Origin of the sequence: Rummeliibacillus pycnus, from assembly GCF_044359855.1 — a bacterium.
GTDB lineage: Bacteria > Bacillota > Bacilli > Bacillales_A > Planococcaceae > Rummeliibacillus > Rummeliibacillus pycnus_A.
The window spans coordinates 4,276,202-4,295,819 of record NZ_CP132291.1 but is presented as its reverse complement, the minus strand read 5'-3'; the positions used below and the strand labels follow the sequence as shown (position 1 = coordinate 4,295,819).

General features: G+C 32.2%; 20 protein-coding genes and 3 pseudogenes. 13 read left to right on the top strand and 10 right to left on the bottom strand.

Translation table 11 applies throughout. The features are described 5' to 3' along the window. Nucleotides 1-20: 20 nt before the first annotated feature. The 3 genes from Q8X41_RS20900 (at nt 21) to Q8X41_RS20890 (ending at nt 2,802) form a co-directional block, all read left to right on the top strand. Nucleotides 21-632 (top strand): TetR/AcrR family transcriptional regulator, encoded by a 612-nt coding sequence (locus Q8X41_RS20900; RefSeq protein WP_397538174.1) that lies wholly within the window; start codon nt 21-23, stop codon nt 630-632. A 320-nt stretch (nt 633-952) separates the two neighbouring features. Then, a complete protein-coding gene (locus Q8X41_RS20895; RefSeq protein ID WP_397538173.1) occupies nt 953-1,375 on the top strand; it encodes a hypothetical protein in 423 nt (140 codons plus the stop codon). 276 nt (nt 1,376-1,651) lie between these two features. Beyond that, nucleotides 1,652-2,802, top strand: a protein-coding gene (locus Q8X41_RS20890) for an IS3 family transposase (RefSeq protein ID WP_397538172.1) whose coding sequence is annotated in 2 segments (ribosomal slippage) — nt 1,652-1,925 and nt 1,925-2,802 — 1,152 coding nt in all. Because the reading frame shifts where the segments join, the coding sequence is not laid out codon by codon here. Nucleotides 2,803-2,833: 31 nt separating this feature from the next. On the opposite strand, the gene Q8X41_RS20885 is transcribed toward Q8X41_RS20890, so the two are convergent. From Q8X41_RS20885 to Q8X41_RS20875, 3 genes are all read right to left on the bottom strand, one after another. Next, nucleotides 2,834-3,052: a hypothetical protein gene (locus tag Q8X41_RS20885; RefSeq protein ID WP_397538171.1), complete on the bottom strand. Its 219-nt coding sequence runs from the start codon at nt 3,050-3,052 to the stop codon at nt 2,834-2,836. A 338-nt stretch (nt 3,053-3,390) separates the two neighbouring features. Beyond that, nucleotides 3,391-3,678: a hypothetical protein gene (locus Q8X41_RS20880; RefSeq protein ID WP_397538170.1), complete on the bottom strand. Its 288-nt coding sequence runs from the start codon at nt 3,676-3,678 to the stop codon at nt 3,391-3,393. 258 nt (nt 3,679-3,936) lie between these two features. Continuing rightward, nucleotides 3,937-4,239 (bottom strand): hypothetical protein, encoded by a 303-nt coding sequence (locus Q8X41_RS20875; RefSeq protein ID WP_397538169.1) that lies wholly within the window; start codon nt 4,237-4,239, stop codon nt 3,937-3,939. Nucleotides 4,240-5,659: 1,420 nt separating this feature from the next. Here Q8X41_RS20875 and Q8X41_RS20870 point away from each other — a divergent pair. Further along, complete coding sequence (locus Q8X41_RS20870) at nt 5,660-6,082, top strand: MarR family winged helix-turn-helix transcriptional regulator (RefSeq protein WP_397538168.1); 423 nt, start codon at nt 5,660-5,662, stop codon at nt 6,080-6,082. A gap of 155 nt (nt 6,083-6,237) precedes the next feature. Beyond that, nucleotides 6,238-7,366: pseudogene (locus tag Q8X41_RS20865) on the top strand (MFS transporter). Nucleotides 7,367-7,610: 244 nt separating this feature from the next. Here Q8X41_RS20865 and Q8X41_RS20860 read toward each other — a convergent pair. Further along, complete coding sequence (locus Q8X41_RS20860) at nt 7,611-8,231, bottom strand: cysteine hydrolase (protein WP_397538167.1); 621 nt, start codon at nt 8,229-8,231, stop codon at nt 7,611-7,613. Nucleotides 8,232-8,473: 242 nt separating this feature from the next. Here Q8X41_RS20860 and pssA point away from each other — a divergent pair, with 242 nt between their 5' ends. From pssA to qoxD, 5 genes and pseudogenes are all read left to right on the top strand, one after another. Further along, the gene (gene pssA, locus Q8X41_RS20855; RefSeq protein ID WP_397538166.1) at nt 8,474-9,019 is read left to right on the top strand and encodes a CDP-diacylglycerol--serine O-phosphatidyltransferase; all 546 of its coding nucleotides are present in this window, start codon (nt 8,474-8,476) and stop codon (nt 9,017-9,019) included. Further along, nucleotides 8,998-9,486 (top strand): DedA family protein, encoded by a 489-nt coding sequence (locus Q8X41_RS20850; RefSeq protein ID WP_397538165.1) that lies wholly within the window; start codon nt 8,998-9,000, stop codon nt 9,484-9,486. The genes pssA and Q8X41_RS20850 overlap by 22 nt, the downstream gene beginning before the upstream one ends. Nucleotides 9,487-10,047: 561 nt before the next feature. Beyond that, nucleotides 10,048-10,272, top strand: a pseudogene (locus Q8X41_RS20845) (cytochrome ubiquinol oxidase subunit I); the annotation flags it as partial. Continuing rightward, nucleotides 10,259-10,510, top strand: a pseudogene (locus Q8X41_RS20840) (cytochrome c oxidase subunit 3); the annotation flags it as partial. The pseudogenes Q8X41_RS20845 and Q8X41_RS20840, both read left to right, overlap by 14 nt. 1 nt (nt 10,511) lies before the next feature. After that, on the top strand, nt 10,512-10,796 hold the full coding sequence (gene qoxD / locus Q8X41_RS20835; RefSeq protein ID WP_397538164.1) for a cytochrome aa3 quinol oxidase subunit IV: 285 nt from the start codon (nt 10,512-10,514) through the stop codon (nt 10,794-10,796). Nucleotides 10,797-11,040: 244 nt separating this feature from the next. On the opposite strand, the gene Q8X41_RS20830 is transcribed toward qoxD, so the two are convergent. Further along, entirely contained in the window at nt 11,041-12,810 is a 1,770-nt protein-coding gene (locus Q8X41_RS20830) for a DUF262 domain-containing protein (RefSeq protein ID WP_397538163.1), read from the bottom strand. A gap of 142 nt (nt 12,811-12,952) precedes the next feature. Continuing rightward, the gene (locus Q8X41_RS20825) at nt 12,953-13,144 is read right to left on the bottom strand and encodes a DUF1643 domain-containing protein (protein ID WP_397540319.1); all 192 of its coding nucleotides are present in this window, start codon (nt 13,142-13,144) and stop codon (nt 12,953-12,955) included. Nucleotides 13,145-13,300: 156 nt separating this feature from the next. Here Q8X41_RS20825 and Q8X41_RS20820 point away from each other — a divergent pair, with 156 nt between their 5' ends. Together Q8X41_RS20820 and Q8X41_RS20815 are read left to right on the top strand one after the other, a co-directional pair. After that, a complete protein-coding gene (locus Q8X41_RS20820; RefSeq protein WP_397538162.1) occupies nt 13,301-14,407 on the top strand; it encodes a DUF5677 domain-containing protein in 1,107 nt (368 codons plus the stop codon). A 225-nt stretch (nt 14,408-14,632) separates the two neighbouring features. Continuing rightward, a complete protein-coding gene (locus Q8X41_RS20815; RefSeq protein WP_397538161.1) occupies nt 14,633-15,649 on the top strand; it encodes a hypothetical protein in 1,017 nt (338 codons plus the stop codon). Nucleotides 15,650-16,021: 372 nt separating this feature from the next. On the opposite strand, the gene Q8X41_RS20810 is transcribed toward Q8X41_RS20815, so the two are convergent. After that, entirely contained in the window at nt 16,022-16,171 is a 150-nt protein-coding gene (locus Q8X41_RS20810; RefSeq protein ID WP_397538160.1) for a hypothetical protein, read from the bottom strand. Nucleotides 16,172-16,706: 535 nt separating this feature from the next. Between Q8X41_RS20810 and Q8X41_RS20805 the strand changes: the two genes are divergently transcribed. Further along, entirely contained in the window at nt 16,707-16,904 is a 198-nt protein-coding gene (locus Q8X41_RS20805; RefSeq protein ID WP_397538159.1) for a hypothetical protein, read from the top strand. 446 nt (nt 16,905-17,350) lie between these two features. On the opposite strand, the gene Q8X41_RS20800 is transcribed toward Q8X41_RS20805, so the two are convergent. The 3 genes from Q8X41_RS20800 to Q8X41_RS20790 all read right to left on the bottom strand — a co-directional run bounded on the left by Q8X41_RS20800 (nt 17,351) and on the right by Q8X41_RS20790 (nt 19,567). After that, nucleotides 17,351-17,701, bottom strand: a complete 351-nt coding sequence (locus tag Q8X41_RS20800; protein WP_397538158.1) for a hypothetical protein — start codon at nt 17,699-17,701, stop codon at nt 17,351-17,353. 217 nt (nt 17,702-17,918) lie between these two features. Next, the gene (locus tag Q8X41_RS20795) at nt 17,919-18,755 is read right to left on the bottom strand and encodes an aminoglycoside 6-adenylyltransferase (protein WP_397538157.1); all 837 of its coding nucleotides are present in this window, start codon (nt 18,753-18,755) and stop codon (nt 17,919-17,921) included. 329 nt (nt 18,756-19,084) lie between these two features. Continuing rightward, nucleotides 19,085-19,567 (bottom strand): hypothetical protein, encoded by a 483-nt coding sequence (locus Q8X41_RS20790; RefSeq protein ID WP_397538156.1) that lies wholly within the window; start codon nt 19,565-19,567, stop codon nt 19,085-19,087. Nucleotides 19,568-19,618 lie beyond the last annotated feature (51 nt).

Sequence of the window (19,618 nt, the reverse complement as noted above, 5' to 3'; positions counted from 1 at the left end):
TTGATTTAGGAGATGTTTTTATGACTCAATCCAAACAAGATCGCCGAATACTGAAAACAAAAAGTGAAATTAAGCAAGCATTGACAGAGCTAATGGAAAAGAAGCGTTTTGAAGCGATCACCGTTCGAGATTTAACGGAAAGAGCGAATATTAACCGAGGTACATTTTACTTACACTATCAGGACAAATATGACTTATTGGAACAATGTGAAGACGAAGTTATAAAAAACATTTTAGAGAATGTACGTGACGTACAGGTATACGATTTAGAAGTATTAATCGCAAACGAAAAACCTTTTCCTTTTATCGTTACAATTTTAGAATATATGCGAGAAAATGCCGACTTTTTACGAGCTATTCTTGGACCAAATGGGGACCCCTCATTTCAGGAAAAATTAAAAGAAGTCATGATTCAAAACTTCTTCTTTAAAAAATTAAATAATCCTTCAACAACTGTACCTATTGAAATCTTGACAACTTATATTTCGGCCGCTCATTTAGGAGTGATCCAACAATGGCTAAATACCGGGATGAAGCAATCACCAGAAGAAATGGCCTCGATTCTTTTTAGAATTATTACGAAAGGACCCATTGAAGCAATCGGTCTTGGTAGACATACACATAAAAAATAAACGAATTTTATCTATGTAGAGATACGGTATGATCCAACTGAAAAAAGACAATAAATTTATTTAATTTTAAAACCTAAAACAAGCATAACCCCGTTCTAAACTTAGGACGGGGTTATGCTTGTTTTATTTTCTATATAAGATTCTTCACTGTACTTAAAAATATAACAATAAAGTCGTTTAAAAATCTAGGTTATATTTAATAATAGCGCCCGATTGTTGAATATGTCTTTTTAAGTAAAACGCACCTGAATATATTCTCCTGATACAAGGATAAACTCCATCATTATGGGAATTATATCTTTCAAAAGGTGGTGTGCCTAATGAATAAAACTATACTCCCCATATTCATTATCACTTTTCTTCTGCTCAGTTTAGGTGGAGAAAATACAGAAGCAAAGGTGGATACTGAAGCAATACCCCAAAATCAATTTCCAAGTTTAATGGAAAGGGCATTCCTAAGAAGCTTAGATGGAACAATTCTTGATATAATGCAAAAGCACGGTGATAATCAGTTATTCGAATATGGGAGAATAGAAAAGGTATCTGGAAACGATCGATATGACATTACATTAAGAGTGATCGGATTTGAAGGTGCGCATGGCCCTCCATACAAGTTAATTCGTATGACTATCCGGATACCCGCTGACAAAGGAGATACCAATTATACTGTTTTATCCTATTCCCATCGACATATCTCTGACAAAGAATTTGAGCAGTTAACTAAATATGCTACGTATGATTAATGTAAATATCCTATGGGCCAGCCTTTAGGCAATGGGATAGCGATATTCCTTGTTAAAGAAAATGGCCTTAAATGAAAAAATGAACACTTATCCTTTTTCAAGGATAGCGCCCATTAATTGAATAACGTTTATCCTTCTATTAGCTGGTTTAGTTCAATAAAAAAGGTCATCTTAAAAGACTGAACTGACCCCACTGGGTTAGACAAAACAAAAAAGCATCTTTAAAGGAATTCGGGTATTAGTTACCTAACTATTTCTTTGGAGGTGTTTTTTCTAATGGGGACAAGAGTAAGTTATCCGTATGAAATAAAAATGAAAGCAATTGAAATGAAATTAGCGGGAATTCCAGTACGGGAAGTAATGGAAACTTTGAACATTCGAAATAAAACACAGGTAGAAACATGGATGCGATGGTATAGAAATGGAGAAATTCATCGCTTTGAACAGCCAGTTGGCAAACAATATACCTTCGGTAAAGGTCCTGAATATGAAAGCGAACAGTCAAGATTAGAAATGGAGAATCGTTATTTGAAACAACAAATTGAAGTGTTAAAAAAGTACGCAGAATTGGAGAGGAAGTGGTTGGACAAGTAGCAGTGGAATTAATCGATTCATACAGAGGGAAAGTAACAGTACAAATAATTTGTGCTCATTTAGGTGTACCAAGATCTACTTATTATCGTTGGAAGAAAATATCAACCAATACAAAATCAAAAATCGCTCTTGAACAAAAGATAGGCGATTTATGTAAAGCAAATAAATTCAGATATGGTTATCGAAAAATTACAGCTCTTTTACGAAAAGAGGAGTTAGTAAACCATAAAGTTGTTCAACGTGTTATGCAAAAATATAATTGGCAATGTCGTGTGAAAGTGAAAAAGCGTAAAGCTACTGGACAACCCTATTATGTAGCTGAAAACTTAATGAACAGAGAATTTAAAGCAACGCAGCCACTGCAAAAACTAGTAACCGATATTACGTACTTGCCTTTTGGGGGAAAGCAATTATATCTTTCAAGTATTTTAGATGTATATAATAGTGAGATTGTAGCGTATTCGATTGGAGATTGTCAGGACACAACATTTGTATTAGATACACTGTCTCAAATCGATAATTTACCCGAAGGATGTATTCTTCATAGCGATCAAGGTTCGGTTTATACGTCCTATACGTATCAAAGAGCAGTAAAAGCAAAAGGCATTACCATGAGCATGTCCCGTAAAGGAACGCCCGCTGATAATGCCCCAATCGAATCGTTTCATGCGACGCTAAAGTCAGAAACGTTCTATCTCGACGGATTAACTCGCACTACAACGGCAATTGTAGAGCAAACCGTACGGGACTATATAACTTATTATAACAATACTCGAATTCAAATAAAACTAAACAACCAGTCGCCGATTCAATATCGACAACTGGTTGGATGATGCTTTTTTGAGACTGTCTCATTTTAAGGGTTCAGTCCCAGACAGCTCCGTTGTTTTTATTGCTATTCGCTTTTTTCTGTGCTCGCCAAGTATTAATCATACTAGGAACCCCTACAATCATACTCACCATAAAACTCCACATTACAAACCGCCAATTTGTTGTGAATATCGCCACTCCTATGAAAATTGCTAACTGCCCCACAAGTGCAAACCATGAAGTTATCCAAGCAATTTTTAGATTTTCTTTCATTCCCTTCACTCCTCTTATCTATTATAAATAGGATTGATCCCATACAAAACTACTGTTTTGTTATATACCAATTATTTTAAATCCCCTTATTTAAAGCAATTGCTATTCTCTACTAAACAGTTATATATTCACAATTATAACACATTAAACTATTTTTAGTTTTTCTTATATATACTTTCATCTTTCTTATTCTTTAACTAAATACTGCGTTAGTTTAAGTGAATTCTTCACAATCTTCACTATACAATTTACCATTTTATTCAACAGTCTGGCCCTTTAATGTAAAAAGCACAGATCCATTACTCTGGAAATGCGCCCGATTGTGGCAGATCGTTAGTTCAATTCAATTTACCCTTTAATAGCCCTTTAAATCGCTGACGTTCCTTTTTGTCCCTTAGCAAATTTCTAACCCTCTTTCTCGATGAAAAATATTGCCTAATTTCTTTATCTCCTTCTATCAATTTAAGCACAGATGGTTGAGTAATCACTAATTCTTGGAACCAATATTTTTCTTTAACTAAACTTATATTAACTTCAGTCTTTTCTTCTTTTGATAAGGTTAGGTATTTAACATAAGAAAAAATATTTTTTATTATTCCCCAAATTGCTTCTTCGTTTGTCTTCATCTAATTCCCTCATCTATATTTTTGTTGTTCAATTAACCTGGTTCGTTAGTTCAAGTGTAATCCTCCACAATCTCGATTGCATTATAAATATGTGTTTACTTTTCTCAACAAAATGACACTTTAAATAAAAGACGCGTTTCTAAGTAAACGCGCCCTTTAATGGAATAACTAAAACATCTCTCAAACTTATATTATTTAAAATAAAGCCTCCGGTAGCTTAATTAATACAAACCCCTATATAAAATTTCACAATAGTTATTATTCCTCTAATACAAATGTATTTTCTACCCCTATCATCTTCTTTAATGTTTTACCTAAAGCATAATGATTGGGTAAATCCTTTTGTAAAATACAAATTATATTCCCTGCTTCTTCAGGAGACAAATTTGTTAGCTGCAAAAATTCAGCGTTATCATAAATATACGAAACTAAGTATTCGTAATAATCATCATTTCTATCTTCAACATTTAAGCCCACATTGTATAATCTAACTCTTGTCCCCGCCCATATCTTGCTTTTATCATTAATGTTTGCTAAAGGAATCCATTTATCTATTTTCATGTGACACCTCTTCAAAGTATTGTATCCTAAATTAACCCCACCGTTAGTGTAAGTTCATTTGTTGATAATCTCAATTGGATTATACAGAAATAGGTGATTACTTTCCTCCACAATCTGGCCCTATACATCAAGAAAGAGCGCAATTTCTACTATAGAATTGCGCCCTATAATTGATAAGCCCTCCAATTAAATTTCCACCTAGTTCTTCTTAGTTCTTCAATTATCATTAAAGTCGAGAAAACAATGGTGGCACTAAGAAAAATTATTGCAAAGATTAATCCAGACATAGCAGAATTAAAGACTCCGCTATTTATTCTTCCATCCCCACCTCCAAGACTTCCACCAAGGAACACAGTAAAGACCAAACCTAAAATTAGTACTAAACCAGAGTATAAAAACTTCCTCATATTAATTCACCCTTTTAAACTTTTGTAATTCACTGTAGTTATTGAACAATCCTGCCCTTTAACTCAATACCAATTATTTCAAAAGCTTATTATTTAGGCAATCCCTGGCCCGATTGTTGAATAACATGACTGGCGGATTTTAAACGACTTTATTGTAAATTAAACGACTTTATTATCTCTGTACACCAACCAAAGGAAAAACTGTGTTGCTATCAAATGCTTTGAAAGTTTAATCTGTTTTCAGCTTAGCATAAGGTTCGTCACTAGGTGGTGTTAGAATAAGGAAAGGATATGATTTTGTATCTCCGCTGTGGATTGGATCTTGTTTAGTCATCCTTGGGGTAATTTCATTATTACCATATTTACAAAAGAGAAAGACGGAATAAGTGGTTTAAAGTTTATTTACATCTTTATTCCCTTTTCGCTAAATTTACTTTTTGATTATGCATTGATAATGATAGCTTTTTGCTAGGTGTCTAGTCTTCAATTCGGTAGCTATATTATTCTTATAAAGCAAGCATCTTTCTTGTTAGCTTAGATTACAAAAAAAGATGTAGTGTTTATAATAAATTGTTATCAAACTTTGTTTTATACCAACATACGCAAAATATTACCAAGCTCATTGATCAATAAGTTCTCACTTAAATATGCCTAATAATATTCGAATGTTTAAATGACTTGTAAATACTAAATCCTAAAATAATTCTGTGAGTACCTGGCACCATACTCTAAGCTTCCGTATATCCTCATATAGTTTCACTGCTTTTTCCGTTCCTTTCCTTCCCTTCCCTGCTTGGAAATGCATCAGATAATACAAAAGATTTTTATCGCTGCCTTCCGCTTCAATTTTTTCTACAAGGGCAACATTAAGTTCATATCTTCTTCAATCAACCTTTCTACCGTATTTCATTAGTTTTTCATATCATTTGACAATGAATTTTATTTAATTTAACATAAACTTAAAATATTTTAATTAAATTTTTTTAAGTTTATTGCAGAAAGGAGAAAATAATGTGTTGAATGAACTCTTTGAAGATTTGTATATGAAACTTACTATGAATTTTTATAAAAAGACCGCTCACGGCCAAGTAGAGATTGAAAATTTAAGTGCTGTAGAAATGGCATGCCTTGAAGTTGTATATTTCTTAAAAAAACCTACCTATAGCGAGCTTGCAGAGTTTTTTAATATATCACAGCCGAATGCAACTTATAGAATCAACAAATTGATTAAAAAAGGGTATCTTACAAAATTCAATGACGAAAAAGATAAACGTGTATATTACCTCCAAGTAACAGATAAATTTATGGAGTATTACTCTCTTAATGATAATTTTATTAATAAAATAATTACAAATTTGAAAAACAAATGTACCGCAGAGGAAATAGAACAATTTGAAAAAATGTTAAAAATACTAACAAAAGAAGCTATGGAATAATTACAAATGGAATTAAAATTCGCAAAATAAAATAAGCAATATTTAAACAGTGGTGCAGTTCTACGTAGCAAGAAGATGGATTCAAAAGATATTAATTCGGAACCCATTCAGAGGTATTTCACAACAATGATACTTATAGAAAGAGATGTTAATATATGAAAAAAACAATAAAAGAACAAAAGTCGATATTAATTATTCTTCTAAGCAATATATTCATTGCATTTCTCGGAGTTGGTCTCATCATTCCAGTTATGCCATCATTTATGAATATCATGCATTTATCAGGAAAAACGATGGGTAATCTTGTCGCCGTATTTGCGGTGGCACAACTACTTATGTCACCACTCGCAGGTCGTTGGGTTGACCGTTATGGCAGGAAGAAAATCATCACAATTGGTTTATTCCTTTTTGGTATTTCAGAACTTATCTTTGGTTTAGGCACGCATGTATCGGTGCTTTATCTATCAAGAATGTTAGGGGGAATTAGTGCCGCCTTTATTATGCCAGGTGTTACTGCATATGTTGCAGATATTACATCAGTTCAGGAACGACCAAAAGCGATGGGTTATATTTCTGCCGCAATTAGTACTGGCTTTATTATAGGACCTGGCTTTGGTGGCTTTATTGCTGAATACGGTATACGCATGCCCTTCTTCTTTGCGGCAGCAATTGCCTTTTTAGCGTGTATTTCATCAATATTTATTTTAAAAGAGCCGCTAACGAAGGAACAGCTTGCAGAGATTTCTGCTAAAACAAAGCAAACAAGCTTTATAAACGATTTAAAAAAATCACTTAATCCACTTTATTTCATTCCATTTATCATTGTATTTGTACTCGCCTTCGGTTTATCTGCATATGAAACTGTTTTCAGCCTATTTTCTGATCATAAATTCGGCTTCACGCCGAAGGACATTGCAGCCATTATTACAATAAGCTCAATCTTCGGTGTTATAGTACAAATATTTATGTTTGGAAAAATGATAGATAAACTCGGTGAAAAGAAATTGATCCAATTATGTTTAATTGCAGGTGCAATATTAGCGGTTACGTCCGGCATTGACGACATTTTTATCAAAAACTGCCGGTAACGAACAAGGATTTATTGCTGGAATGAACTCAACCTATACGAGCTTAGGTAATATCATCGGACCAATGTTAGGCGGAATACTATTTGACGTAAACATCCACTATCCTTACCTTTTCGCAGCTGTTATTATGGTCATTGGCCTCGGTATTACATTTGTGTGGAAAGAAAAACAATTGACAGAAAGCTTGGTGGAATAATTAGAAAAGTGCGGGAAGCCTTCGGAACAATCAAAACCCAAATTTTTCCTGTGGTTCTTCAAAGTAACTCTCTTTGTGGGCCTAGACAAACCCATATTTCACGATAAATTTGAAAAATCCCTTTTGAAAAAAGATTGATCAAAAGGGATTCTTATTCAACAGATTTAAGTTTGATATTTATAAAAAAGTTTGATTATTTTCTATCTTTAGGAAATATTAATAAATTGATTGTGAAATAGGATCACTAATAAGGACGACCGAATTGTATCCAATCACTTTTGGTTAAAACGGCCTTGTTCCGGGTCCCCGGACTATTCAACATATGCCAAGATGTATATTGTTCGGCATAAGGATTAAATGCTGAAATTCCGTCAACAGGAACAATGACATGATATCCCCGAAAAGCAGCGCTTGTCGCTGTATGAAGAACTGCACCATTAGCTGCATACCCGGTAACGATTACGTTTTTAATGTCGTGCTCTTTTAGGATTTGATCGAGATCGGTTTCATAAAATTTATCAACGTTTGATTTCACAACAGGTTCATTGGACAAGGGAGAAAGCTGAGGAGCAATATCTGAGGCATTTCCATTATGTGTAAGACTATAGACAACTAACATGCCCCGTTCACGGCTTTTCGTCAGTAACGGTTTGATATTTGAGATGGATGCAATACAGCGAGGATTATTACATATCGTCGCTTCCATATCTAAAACGAGCAGTGCGCTTGTTTTCGGATCAACAGTGACAATTTGCAGCTTAGGCGGAGGCGGAGCAAGAACGTAATTCCATTCATCAATGATCGTCGTGTTATTTCTTGTTGCATAATCGATCAAATGATTACAGTAAGGACAATAATAAATCATCTTCATCCTCCCCAAGGCATCTTATATGTTACCTAATTTATTCAGTCAAATTGAAAAGGTGAGGATAGGTAATTGGTAAAAGTTAATTGAATTCTCTAAATTAGACACTGTTCTGTAGCTTACGTTTTACATTCGCTACAAAAACATTTGCCAAATGAAACCTCTTCTCTATTTTTAAGGTGTGTTGTAAGACTATTTTTTATCATTGTGTTGTTTTGAATTATTTGGAGGTTTATTTAACTATGAAATATATACCCTGTATGATTACAATTGGAAACTTTATTTGCGGACTTCTTGCCATTCGTTCTTTGTTCTTTCAAGATTTCTATTCAGCAGTGTTCTTCATTTTTTTTGGTATGTTTCTCGACTTTTTCGACGGCATGGTCGCACGTAAACTAAATGCAGTTTCGGACATTGGGAAGGAACTGGATTCTTTTGCTGATTTGATCACGTTTGGTGTGGCTCCTGCTATGCTCGCTTATAATGTAGCGTTGTATAGTATTCCGTTTATTGGGATTTTGTGTACGCTGGCATATGGCACTTGTGGAGCGATTCGCCTTTCCAGATTTAATGTTCTTCAAAGCAAGTCTCCGACATTCATTGGAATGCCTATTCCATTAGCAGGAATATGTCTTGTTATATTAAGTTTCATGAATAACTCAATCGTATTGGCATTAAGCACATGTGTACTTTCATATTTGATGGTAAGCACAATTAAGTTTCCACATTTTAAAAGACTTACGGTTGAAAATTCCGAGGTGGAAAAATGGGAACAATTCAGGAATTAATCGCATCTTATGGGTATCTAGCAATTTTTTTAATGTTGATTCTTGGCATAGTTGGATTGCCGGTACCCGATGAAGTCCTAATGACAATTGTCGGTTATTTTACAAATATTCATATCCTGAATTATGAACTTTCTATTTTCATTAGTTTTGCTGGAGCGCTTATGGGGATGATGATAAGTTATGTAATCGGAAGAAAAGCTGGTCGTCCTTTAATAGCCAAATATGGGAAATGGATCGGATTGAAAGAAAAGAGAATGATGAAAGTGGAAAGGTGGATGAATAAATATGGGCCGTATTCACTTGTTTTCGGGTACTTTATTCCCGGTTTCAGACATGTAACCTGTTACTTTGCGGGAATCGGCAAAATGGAATTAAAAACATATATTACGTTTGCTGCGATTGGTGCTTTTTTATGGTGTTTCACTTTCATTACAATTGGAAAGTTCATTGGGATTATACATGATTAATACAATCCCATTTCCTAGATACATAACCCAATTGGCTATCATCGACGTTGAGTGTTGAATTCAGAATGGACCATTCGATACTCGTTTCAGACCATTGAATAACCTAAAAGGAGTCCACTCGATAACCAGACAGTCTATGTCGCAACATCAGAACGATATTAATCAGCTTTAAAGATCTAATTTATTTTCGATAACGTAAGAAGTAATTCTTAGCTTTTTCATTATGGATTTGAAAAATAATCTTATAAAAATGGCATTCAGATACTGGAATGGGCAGGATGGCGTATACTGTTAAAGGTTTTAAAATTAAATAACTTTAATATCAATGAACCCCTGTTTTCCCACTCGCAAATCTGTTGTTTTTTTATTGATCTTTCTTCAGGTTCAATAGACTAAGATCTACAACCTAAAACAAGAAGTACTAACCAAGTTAGTACTTCTTGTTTGTATTCATATTATTTTTTGTCCGAATACACCAATTGGAGCAAATTCATCTAGTGTATCAAGAAATAGAAATTATTTGAAAATCTACCACATCACGCTTATGCTTTAGCTCAAATATTACCACATGTTAAATCAACTGAAGCTTTGTGGGACGCTAAGTATAATAATCATGATTTATTCCCAGGGAAATATGAAGAAATTCATATGCCAAATAACAGCGGAGTTCCTTTTATATTAGGTTGTATTTTCTTTGTTTTGGGTTTTTCTTTCATATTCGGAATGTGGATTCCAACAATTATCTCTACAATCGGGATATTCATATGCTTGGCATTATGTTCATATTGGTGCAGGATTACAAACAAGTGCCTTTACTGCTGCCCTATTAACAACACTGGGGACTCATGGAGCTCACGTAACATTTGGTACATTTTGGGGATTATTAATTGTTCTACAACTAAAAAAACGTGGGTTGACACCAGAAACAACTAATAAATCGTTTATTTTCTCTCTTTATTGGCACTTCTTGGATTTCGTTTGGATCTTTATTTTCAGTTTTATTTACTTGAAAGGAATGGTCTAAAATGGAAAATATATTCCCTCGTAAACAAGTAATAGGTTTTGCACTTTCAATAATCCTAACTTTGATCGCTGTTAGTGTTTATTTTCTTCATGTTTCCTTTCCAGTTGTAATGACAAGTTTACTTGTAACAGCATTTATACAAGCAGTTCTTCAATTGGTTGTATTTATGCATGCAGGTGAAACGAAAGATAAAGGAGCAATATTCACCAATATTTATTATGCTTTAATTATTGCTCTCGTTACTGTCTTCGGGACAATATTATGTATGGTTTGGGGATATTTATAAAATAATTTATAGTAAATAAATTCTATATTTTTAAGATACAAAATAACAACCCTAGGAAGAATAATAAAGGATTCTGACACGCCTTTATTATTCTTCCTTAATTTTTAATAGCAGACAAATCCCTTTGAATAAGAACAAAATAAAAAATGTACATAATCCACTTTTATCAGGGCTATGTACATTTTTATTTTGATAATAGTTAAGTTGACGCATTGAAGCTATTTTTATTATTCAACACATACTCTTAAATTAAACCTTTTCTTTTTAACTCTTCAATTATCTTTGATTCTTCAGGGGTTGGAACTGAAGATTGTTCTTCTTGAACTGGAAGTTCAGATTGATTTAATCCCCAATCATTTAGTATGATTAACAACTCATCAGAAATCCGAATGTCTCTTTCTCGAATTTCATTTAGCCCCCAATCATTATGCTGGTTAGAAAGATCAAGTAATAACTGTACTTTTGATTTCTTGTAACTTTCTTGTTTCTTTTTAAAGTATCCATTACTTGCAATAATGTTTAGCTTTTTCTCAAAAGGAATCTTATTTCCAATATGTTCCACCAACTCTTTTACTTCTCCCTCCGAATTGCTTGGAAAATAACTTGATTGCCATTTTTGAGGAAGAATATGCTCTATTTCCCATTTCTCAGGAAGTAGTTCCTCCTGGTTTTGATAAGCAAGAATCTTCAATATCATACGAACAGTATTACGGTGAGCCATTTTAATCTTCCCTTTTAATTCCTGTTCATTTATTGTAGCAAAATCAAATATTGGCATAGAGGATCTAATAATTTCAGAGTTTAAATTCAAGATTCCTCGCTTTACAGCATTAATAGTTGGCGTAACTATATACCTTGCAGCCAAAACTGCAAGTAGTTTCTTAAGAAATTTCAAGAATAAATCTTCAAAATCTTGCGAACCATGGTATTTAAGATAATATATAACCACTGGGTATTTCCAAAATTCATTTGGATACGAAGTTAACCCATCAAGTACTTGTTTAATTTCAATATTTTTCGACCAGTCTTCATCTTCGATTTCTACACGATTATTAACTACAAGCCATAAGTTAAGCACCGTATTCAGGTTTTTCATCACGTCGCTCTTATATAACTGCTCAAAATTATTCCTTGAATAGTATTTCCTTATTCCTGGTGTTGTTGTATTTCTATCGTTTTCTAATGCTCTCAAATAGAACATATAATAATAAAACAGTTTTTGAATGCTTTCATTCGTATTTGTAGCTTCATCATCAAGTTGTTGCCATTGTTCAATAAAAACTGCCCTTCCTTCAGCATCCAAGTGATTATAGATCTTTGCTTTAAAAATATCTGCATCGGATAAAGCTAATCCTCTATCGTTCAGAGTTGAGAAGATAGTTAACGCCGTATCTTGTGAATCTGCCGTAATTGGTAATAAAATCGCTTTGTTCAAAACATTACGGATGAACCAGAAAAACAACTCTGGCTCACTAGTAGCATATTTCTCTATTAGCTCTGTAAATAATTTGTAGTTTAACGAATAGTTATCTTTCGCACTTTCTTCAATAGTGCCACTGATAAGAATTTTGGCGAAAGTTTCGTTTCCTTCATCTCTCATCACCCTGGATTCAATAAGCGTTTTTTCGAAATCAACCTCAGCAGTTAATTCATCCTGTTCCCACAATGCCGATTCAATTTGTCCCTTAAAATTTTTAACTTCTTTTGTTTCTGTCATTGAATTAAGTTTTGAGTAAAGTGCACGAAGCAATAAAAACAAAGATGTGATTCGTTGTTGACCATCTATAATTTCCTGTTCATAATTCTCATTCTCGTAAGAAACAATCGTTCCCAGAAAATAAGTGCTTTCATTATCATTTTCTGTGTACTCTACTAAATCCTCAAAGAGCGTTTGAATTTGTTCGTCAGCCCACGCATATGGACGTTGATACTCAGGGATAATGAATTTATTAACTTTGCCGGTTTCTAATAATTGTTTGACACTCTGTTTGTTCACTTCGATTGTTGTAGCCATAGTATATTCTCCATTCTGTAATTTACATTGCGTATAGGTATTCTTTGATTACATCAATTCTTTAGTAATATAAACTTCTGAGCTTTTTCAAAAGAGGTTTTTATATTTACGAAAATTATTAACTAAAGAAATTGTATCAATGTTATATATTTACAGCAACAAAAAAAGGACAACCAATAGAAGGAAATAGATTCACAAAATCAACGGTGACACATTCTATTTCTGATAGGTTAATAACATACATTGTAGTTTGGTCTTGCACAATTTTATCTGCTTGCCCGGCATTTTTCATTATGACAAGTGCTCTTTTCTTGTTCTTATCCCACTCTTTAATTTAATAATAAAGGTGTATAATATATTTATAACTTAAATTTATCTGAATTCTCTTTTAAAAAGTGCTTTTCGTTTCGGCGAAAATAATAAATTTTCGGAAAACTTTTATTAACCATTCTCACAATAAATAAGGTATGAAAAATTATGGAGGAATTTTATGATAACTAATTTTGACAATCTATTTTATCAAGCTCTTCAAAAGGTTATAACAGAACAAGAAAAAATAGGGAATAACCTTACTAATGAAGAAATTGAAAAATTAGTTTTAAATACAGTAGATGGGGATTTAATTAAAGAAATTTCTACGAGTTTTTTCCAAACCCTAAAGGATAATATGTATGAACCTCTAGAGATAGATAGACTAGCTCACCTAGAATTTCAATCTCGTATAAAACAAAAATGGTTGCGCCCACTTTCAATGTTAGATGGTTTCATAAATATTTCTGAAGAATTATGCACAGACTCGATAGATACCTCAAATGAAATAGTGAAACTTGATAATAACAACTCAGAACATAGTCTACGGTTTTTTACTATTATGAAATTGCTTTCTAAGCTTATCATCATTTCTAAAGAAATAAGCTATTTGCTTAAAGGTGGTTTTTCTGATGCTGCGTTATCTAGATGGAGAACTTCACATGAAACTAAAATTATCTTAATGTTATTTTGTAAAAACTATAATTCAACAAATTTACTTAACGAGTTATTAAAAAGATATAATGATGCTGCTATTGTTGAAGAATATAAAGAAATTATAAGTTCAGTGGATCTAAATAAAATGGATCCTTATTTTATAAATTTAAAAATCAAATATCGTGATATTCTAGATAATTACGGACAAGAATTTAAATATAGTTATGAATGGTCCAGACCATTATTTAAAGGTTCAAACGGCGTCATTACTTTTAAAATGTTAGAAAGATATATAAGAGATCATAATGAAACTAATACATTTTATAAAAAAGCTAATTATCAAATACATTCAAGTCCATTGGGTACTTTTGAAAGTCTAGGAACTATTGAGTCTAATGATATAGACTATCCACCATATATTTTTGGACCAAGTAATTTTGGATTGAGAATTCCTGGGCAATTAATAGCTCTAACTTTATATGAATCAATCGCTACCTATTTGCTACTAAATACATCTTTAAATTCAGTAATAAATACAAATGTATTAGAATTATTTCTAAATGAAATCCTTAATACATTCGATACCGTAGAAGAAGAAATAATTCAAGAAGAAACCAGCATGATTGAGTAACATTAATAGGTGGCTTTTTTTATCTATCCATAGGTTTAAAGATTGTCTATTCAAGAAAACAACAATGAACATCTATGCTCACGTAACTGCTAAAGTGAAAGAAAGTGCTATTCAGAAGTTTGAAGAGTATTTAAGTATTTAGACAATAATCAGAGAAATGATATACATATCATTTTAGATTCATTAAAATTACTTCAATACTAAAATGAAAAGAGGTATATGCATATGGAAGCTTTTCTATCCCCTTTAAAAAATTTTGTAATTGATGACTACGAGAAAGATTTTGAGTTTACTGATAAAGATCATAACGTTATCTTTCAAATTCATTTTCAAAGTGATGCGAAAAAGTTTATTTTTGAAAAATCTCTTGGAAAATATATCGAAAATATTGGATATATTAATGCAAAAATCATAGAAGATAATTATATCTCCTTTTCACCATTAATAGGCTTAAATGATAAAGAACGTAGTCAGCATATTTTTTCATTTAGCATAGCAAATCAATTTTTTGTACAAGCCTTATGGTTCATTAAAGACAATGCTGTAACTCCAGTGTTTGCAAGTGTTTGTTCTTGTGAATATAATGGGAATCTTGAAGAAAAACCTGTGATTCTATTAAACCAAAAAAATTATTTTACGAAAGCCAATGGTGATATAAATGAAACTCATTTCACTTTAGAAGAAATACAACAAGCAAGTTTTTGGTATTCAGCAATCGTTGAAAATCAGATTAAAAATTCTTCTAAGGTAGAAATCGAACTCAATAAAACGATAAATACAAGTTTGTATAGTTACAATGAGACTACTTCTTTAAGTAGATCCTTCATGTATTTAAATACTGTAAGACAAGAAACTTTCTTACCTGCAAAAATTGCAATGTATATATCCATATTAGAAACATTATTTGCCGTAAAAGGTGAAAATACGCATAAAGTTGCAGAAAGAACCAGTATTTTTATAAGTGAAAAAGCTAAAGATTCTATGAAAATATATGAAGATATTAAAGAATGCTATAAATTTAGATCAGATTATGTGCATGGTTCACATATTAAACATTCCAACGTGAAAACTATACAAGAAATTTGTATTAAGCTAGATGAAATTGTACGTTTGGTAATGAAAAAAATAATAGTTGAACATCCAGAGTTAATTTACGTGAATAAGAAAAAGGAAGGAAAACTTTTATTTGATGATGTTAATAATAAATTCAATGAACTAGTATTAACTAAACATCTCAAATAAAAACCACTCGTTCTTAGCTACGTCTTTAGCTACGGTTTGTTGAAACCATATGAAACTCAATGAAATAAAAAAAGTGCCAAAACCCTCATCTATCAAGGATTTTGACACTCATTGAAACCGTATGATTTCGTCTTATGGAGAGGAGACGGTGGGATTCGAACCCCCGTCCAGAAACTCTGATACTTCAGTTACTATGCGTGTAGTTTGTCTATTTAGTATTCGCGCAGCATTATGCCGATACATAGAACCACAAGGAGTTGGAGGCTTTTACACCGTCCATTATATATCGATTTATTCCAATAGGGAGTATTACATATTTACGAAATAAGAAAAACATAGGGAGATTTTAATCTTCCTATGTTTTCATTCATATTATTTATCTGTTTGTTCTTGCTTTTTTTTCAAATACTCCGCTCGTATTTTTTCAAGTTGCTGCTTTTTATCAAATTTGGCGGGCTTGTGTTTTTCATGATACTTTGTCACAGCTGCCTGACCTTTGGTATCCAATTGATATTTCCCCACTTTATTCACCTACTTTTCTTGTCTTTAAAGAGAATCTATTATACCTTATTTTGCTGAAGTAAACCTAATTACTTTATTATTGTACTGCTAACCTTGCATATATCTGCAAAAACATTAAAAACTTAGTAAAATAATTCATCGCCAAATGATATTCATTATACTTATCTTTACGACCTTGAATTTGCTGATTCATTTTAAAATCACTAATTTTGACCAAAATAAATCCCTTTATTACCTATGTTATTAAATTAATGCATGTCTTTTTTATATCTCCCTCTACTCACGATTAAAAAACCTGTGAAATGCTCCCTTCACTTCATTATCGACTCTAACAGGCTTGTTATGCGCTCTTAAGAGTTTGATACGAAAGGTTATAGTAAGCTAACTCAAAGTTGAATCTGTTAAGACCTTATCGTATCGCTACGAAAAACGGTCAAACGATTAAGTTACACAAATCCTACTAATACCAAAAATATTCTATGCTATCACTTACTTCTTCATTTACAATTACAAGTAAAGAAGGAGGAAAAAGAGAATGGATTTTTTTATAAATAATTCAGTAATAAATACCATGGCAATTCAATTAGCACTTATTCTAATAATTATGCTTGTAGCAGGTGTTGCTATAGGGTTGGTTTTGAAAATTATTAAAGCCCCACAGTGGGTATTCAAGCCTTTTATTACGTTAGCCATCCTAGTTGGAATGTACTTTGCGTTCAAAGTCATAACTTAACTTAACAAACCTTCAATCGAGTGGTCAGCATGGCATTGTGAAAGCCTCTTGTGCTGAACTGTGTACATATGGCAATGCTCCATCTGCTGTCATTCGAGTTCTGTACAGCGCTCTAAGACGCATCGAGAATGAACACATGGATAGTTGGTCATCTCAATCTCGTTGAGTGCTGTATACAGAACAGAATAAAGTTCGATAAAAAGAAATTCTAAAAGCCATTTTTTATAATAAGTTAAAAGAAAGCACATTGAACAAAGATTGATCAAAATGCTTTCTTTTTCGGTAATTTAATATACAGTTTTTATGAATAAGTTGGATTATTTTTTTTGTAGCTCTTGTTCAACTAATGCCCCCAGTAAGTTTAAGTACATTATTTCACAATCTTTAAATTATGAAACATTATTACAAAGCAACAACGCTACATTAGTCAACATCTCTATTAGACATTACTGAACTAATTCTATAGTAAGTGTAGTAATACCAATTGGTGCTGTATCTCGTATCGTACCATCATAACCGACTTTTACCTTATCACCAACCTGAAATGTTACGTCGGGATTCTTCGCAAGATTTACATAAATTATTCCTGAAACTACATTATCTTTATCGTCTTCTTCAGTTACATAGACTATGGCAGTCTGTCCATTTATCTCTTCAATGACTCCTGTAAAAGTTGCTTTTACTTCACTCTCTGTATATTTAAATATTAAAAAGCAGCATAATAGAAATATAAATATCAAACCAAATTTCTTTATCAAAATACAGTCATCCTTTAAAATAATATTTATCTTTTTCACTGATTAATTCTGCAAATAGAAAAAGAAATCCTTCCTACATAATAATCATTCATTTTTATCTGTTTATTCAACTAAACTGCACCATTAGTAAAAATATCAATAGAGACTTAGAGAAGAGTTTTACCAAAAGTGCTTTTAAATGATAAAGGATAACATCTATATGACATTGCCCTTTTTACTAATACACACCAAGTATATACCTTCACAAATATTGAGTTTAATTTTTAGTAAGGTATTGTTTTACCTTATTCGCATCTTCAGAAGGGTATTGATATTCGAGGATACTAGCTACTACAATAGCTACTTGCTCAAACAAGTCAATTGTTTCAAATAACGAATTCCAAACTTGTTCGTAATCTCCATTAGGATATGTTTTCATCAATCTTTCCCAAATGTCGTTATCAAGGTAGCACTTTAGGTATTTGCTGTTTTTTCCTACACTTAATGAAAAATTGGTTTCTATACCAACTTTCCACTCAAGCATTTTTAGTAACATTTCTCTTACACTATTTAAATGGTCATAAGCGTAAAGTATTTCTTGTCTCCATAACCCTTTTGCTACATAAGTTGATACCCACCAAAATTCATTACAGCAATCCGCAAAAAATTCAGCAGAAGGTTTTTTTACCCAGTAAGCTTTATCTGTTGGTTCAGAAAGCTTAGGCATGTTCCCATCTTTATCCAATAAAATTACTGTTAATCCATCTTCAGAACAATAAATATCTTTTTCCTCAATCGGAATCAACATTAAATCAATTCTATTTCCATCCTCAAATAACATTAGATAGGTGAATCTCCCACCCAATTCAGGTGGAAACATTGCCATATCTTCTGGTGTTTGCATTATTATTCTTTTCCCAAAAACATTTACCCAATCAGGTTTGATTAGAAACGATTGAAAGTCAGTCACAAGATAAACAATATCATAATCTCTGAAAGTATCTTTAGGTACATTAAAATTTGTTCGGGAACCATTCATTGCAACAGCTCGTACTCTCTCATCTTTCTCGGCAACTCGTAATATCAATTCCATCATTTCTTTTTCTGAACGCATTTTTTTCCTCCTAAATAATTAAGCAATTATTATGCATTACAAATTATCCTTATTCCTGCAATTGATAAAGTTTCAATAGATTATAGTTCTTCTTTTTACTCGAAAATTTGTGTTTGAATTTTCGTATTACACAAATCAGAATGGTTAAGAGACATTTTACGAGGACTTAAAATGCTAAGAGAGCGAATACAATTCCAAAAAGAGCGAATAAAGCACTAGATGGAGCGAATAAATCTGTTGGAAGAGAGAATAAACCCCTTTAAAGAGCGAATAAACTCTCAAATTCGTTCTTCGCTTATCGTTGACACTTACCAAAACTAATTAAAATTTCAATCGATATATTTTTTTAATTTCTTTATACTTTTTTTAAAATCATCATCATATTTACCATCTGTAATAAAATTTCTTAATTCAATAAATTCAGTACCTGCTTTATAAAATTCTTTTAAAAAAATATCTATATCACACACTAAAATTTGATCTTCTAAAGATAATATTAATTCCTTTTTTGATTTCTTTTCCAACATAATTTCTAATGGCAAATCGGGATAATAAACCTGCCCGTATCCTTCATCTAAAAAATCAAAAAGAGCATTCGTATAGTAATGCCAAAGTGTATTAATACTGTCTAAATTTTCGAAATCTGCTATACTTTCATTTTTGTGTTTAAACGTAATTGTTCCATCTAATATCAATAAATCTTCTACAATTAAATCCTCTTTACTATCTGTAAAACGCTTTATTTCATCTTGTTTAACCAAAGGAACGCAATTATCCTTATCTTCCAGTAAAATGTATGTTTCTATTTTCATTTATTCATCCCCCTTACTCTATTTAGTTCTCGGATATAATTGATGCAAATG

Coding starts and splice junctions, on each gene's coding strand:
- Q8X41_RS20900 (WP_397538174.1), top strand. CDS start 21: ATGACTCAATCCAAACAAGATCGCCGAATACTGAAAACAAAAAGTGAA.
- Q8X41_RS20895 (WP_397538173.1), top strand. CDS start 953: ATGAATAAAACTATACTCCCCATATTCATTATCACTTTTCTTCTGCTC.
- Q8X41_RS20885 (WP_397538171.1), bottom strand. CDS start 3,052: ATGAAAGAAAATCTAAAAATTGCTTGGATAACTTCATGGTTTGCACTT.
- Q8X41_RS20880 (WP_397538170.1), bottom strand. CDS start 3,678: ATGAAGACAAACGAAGAAGCAATTTGGGGAATAATAAAAAATATTTTT.
- Q8X41_RS20875 (WP_397538169.1), bottom strand. CDS start 4,239: ATGAAAATAGATAAATGGATTCCTTTAGCAAACATTAATGATAAAAGC.
- Q8X41_RS20860 (WP_397538167.1), bottom strand. CDS start 8,231: ATGATTTATTATTGTCCTTACTGTAATCATTTGATCGATTATGCAACA.
- pssA (WP_397538166.1), top strand. CDS start 8,474: ATGAAATATATACCCTGTATGATTACAATTGGAAACTTTATTTGCGGA.
- Q8X41_RS20850 (WP_397538165.1), top strand. CDS start 8,998: ATGGGAACAATTCAGGAATTAATCGCATCTTATGGGTATCTAGCAATT.
- qoxD (WP_397538164.1), top strand. CDS start 10,512: ATGGAAAATATATTCCCTCGTAAACAAGTAATAGGTTTTGCACTTTCA.
- Q8X41_RS20830 (WP_397538163.1), bottom strand. CDS start 12,810: ATGGCTACAACAATCGAAGTGAACAAACAGAGTGTCAAACAATTATTA.
- Q8X41_RS20820 (WP_397538162.1), top strand. CDS start 13,301: ATGATAACTAATTTTGACAATCTATTTTATCAAGCTCTTCAAAAGGTT.
- Q8X41_RS20815 (WP_397538161.1), top strand. CDS start 14,633: ATGGAAGCTTTTCTATCCCCTTTAAAAAATTTTGTAATTGATGACTAC.
- Q8X41_RS20805 (WP_397538159.1), top strand. CDS start 16,707: ATGGATTTTTTTATAAATAATTCAGTAATAAATACCATGGCAATTCAA.
- Q8X41_RS20795 (WP_397538157.1), bottom strand. CDS start 18,755: ATGCGTTCAGAAAAAGAAATGATGGAATTGATATTACGAGTTGCCGAG.
- Q8X41_RS20790 (WP_397538156.1), bottom strand. CDS start 19,567: ATGAAAATAGAAACATACATTTTACTGGAAGATAAGGATAATTGCGTT.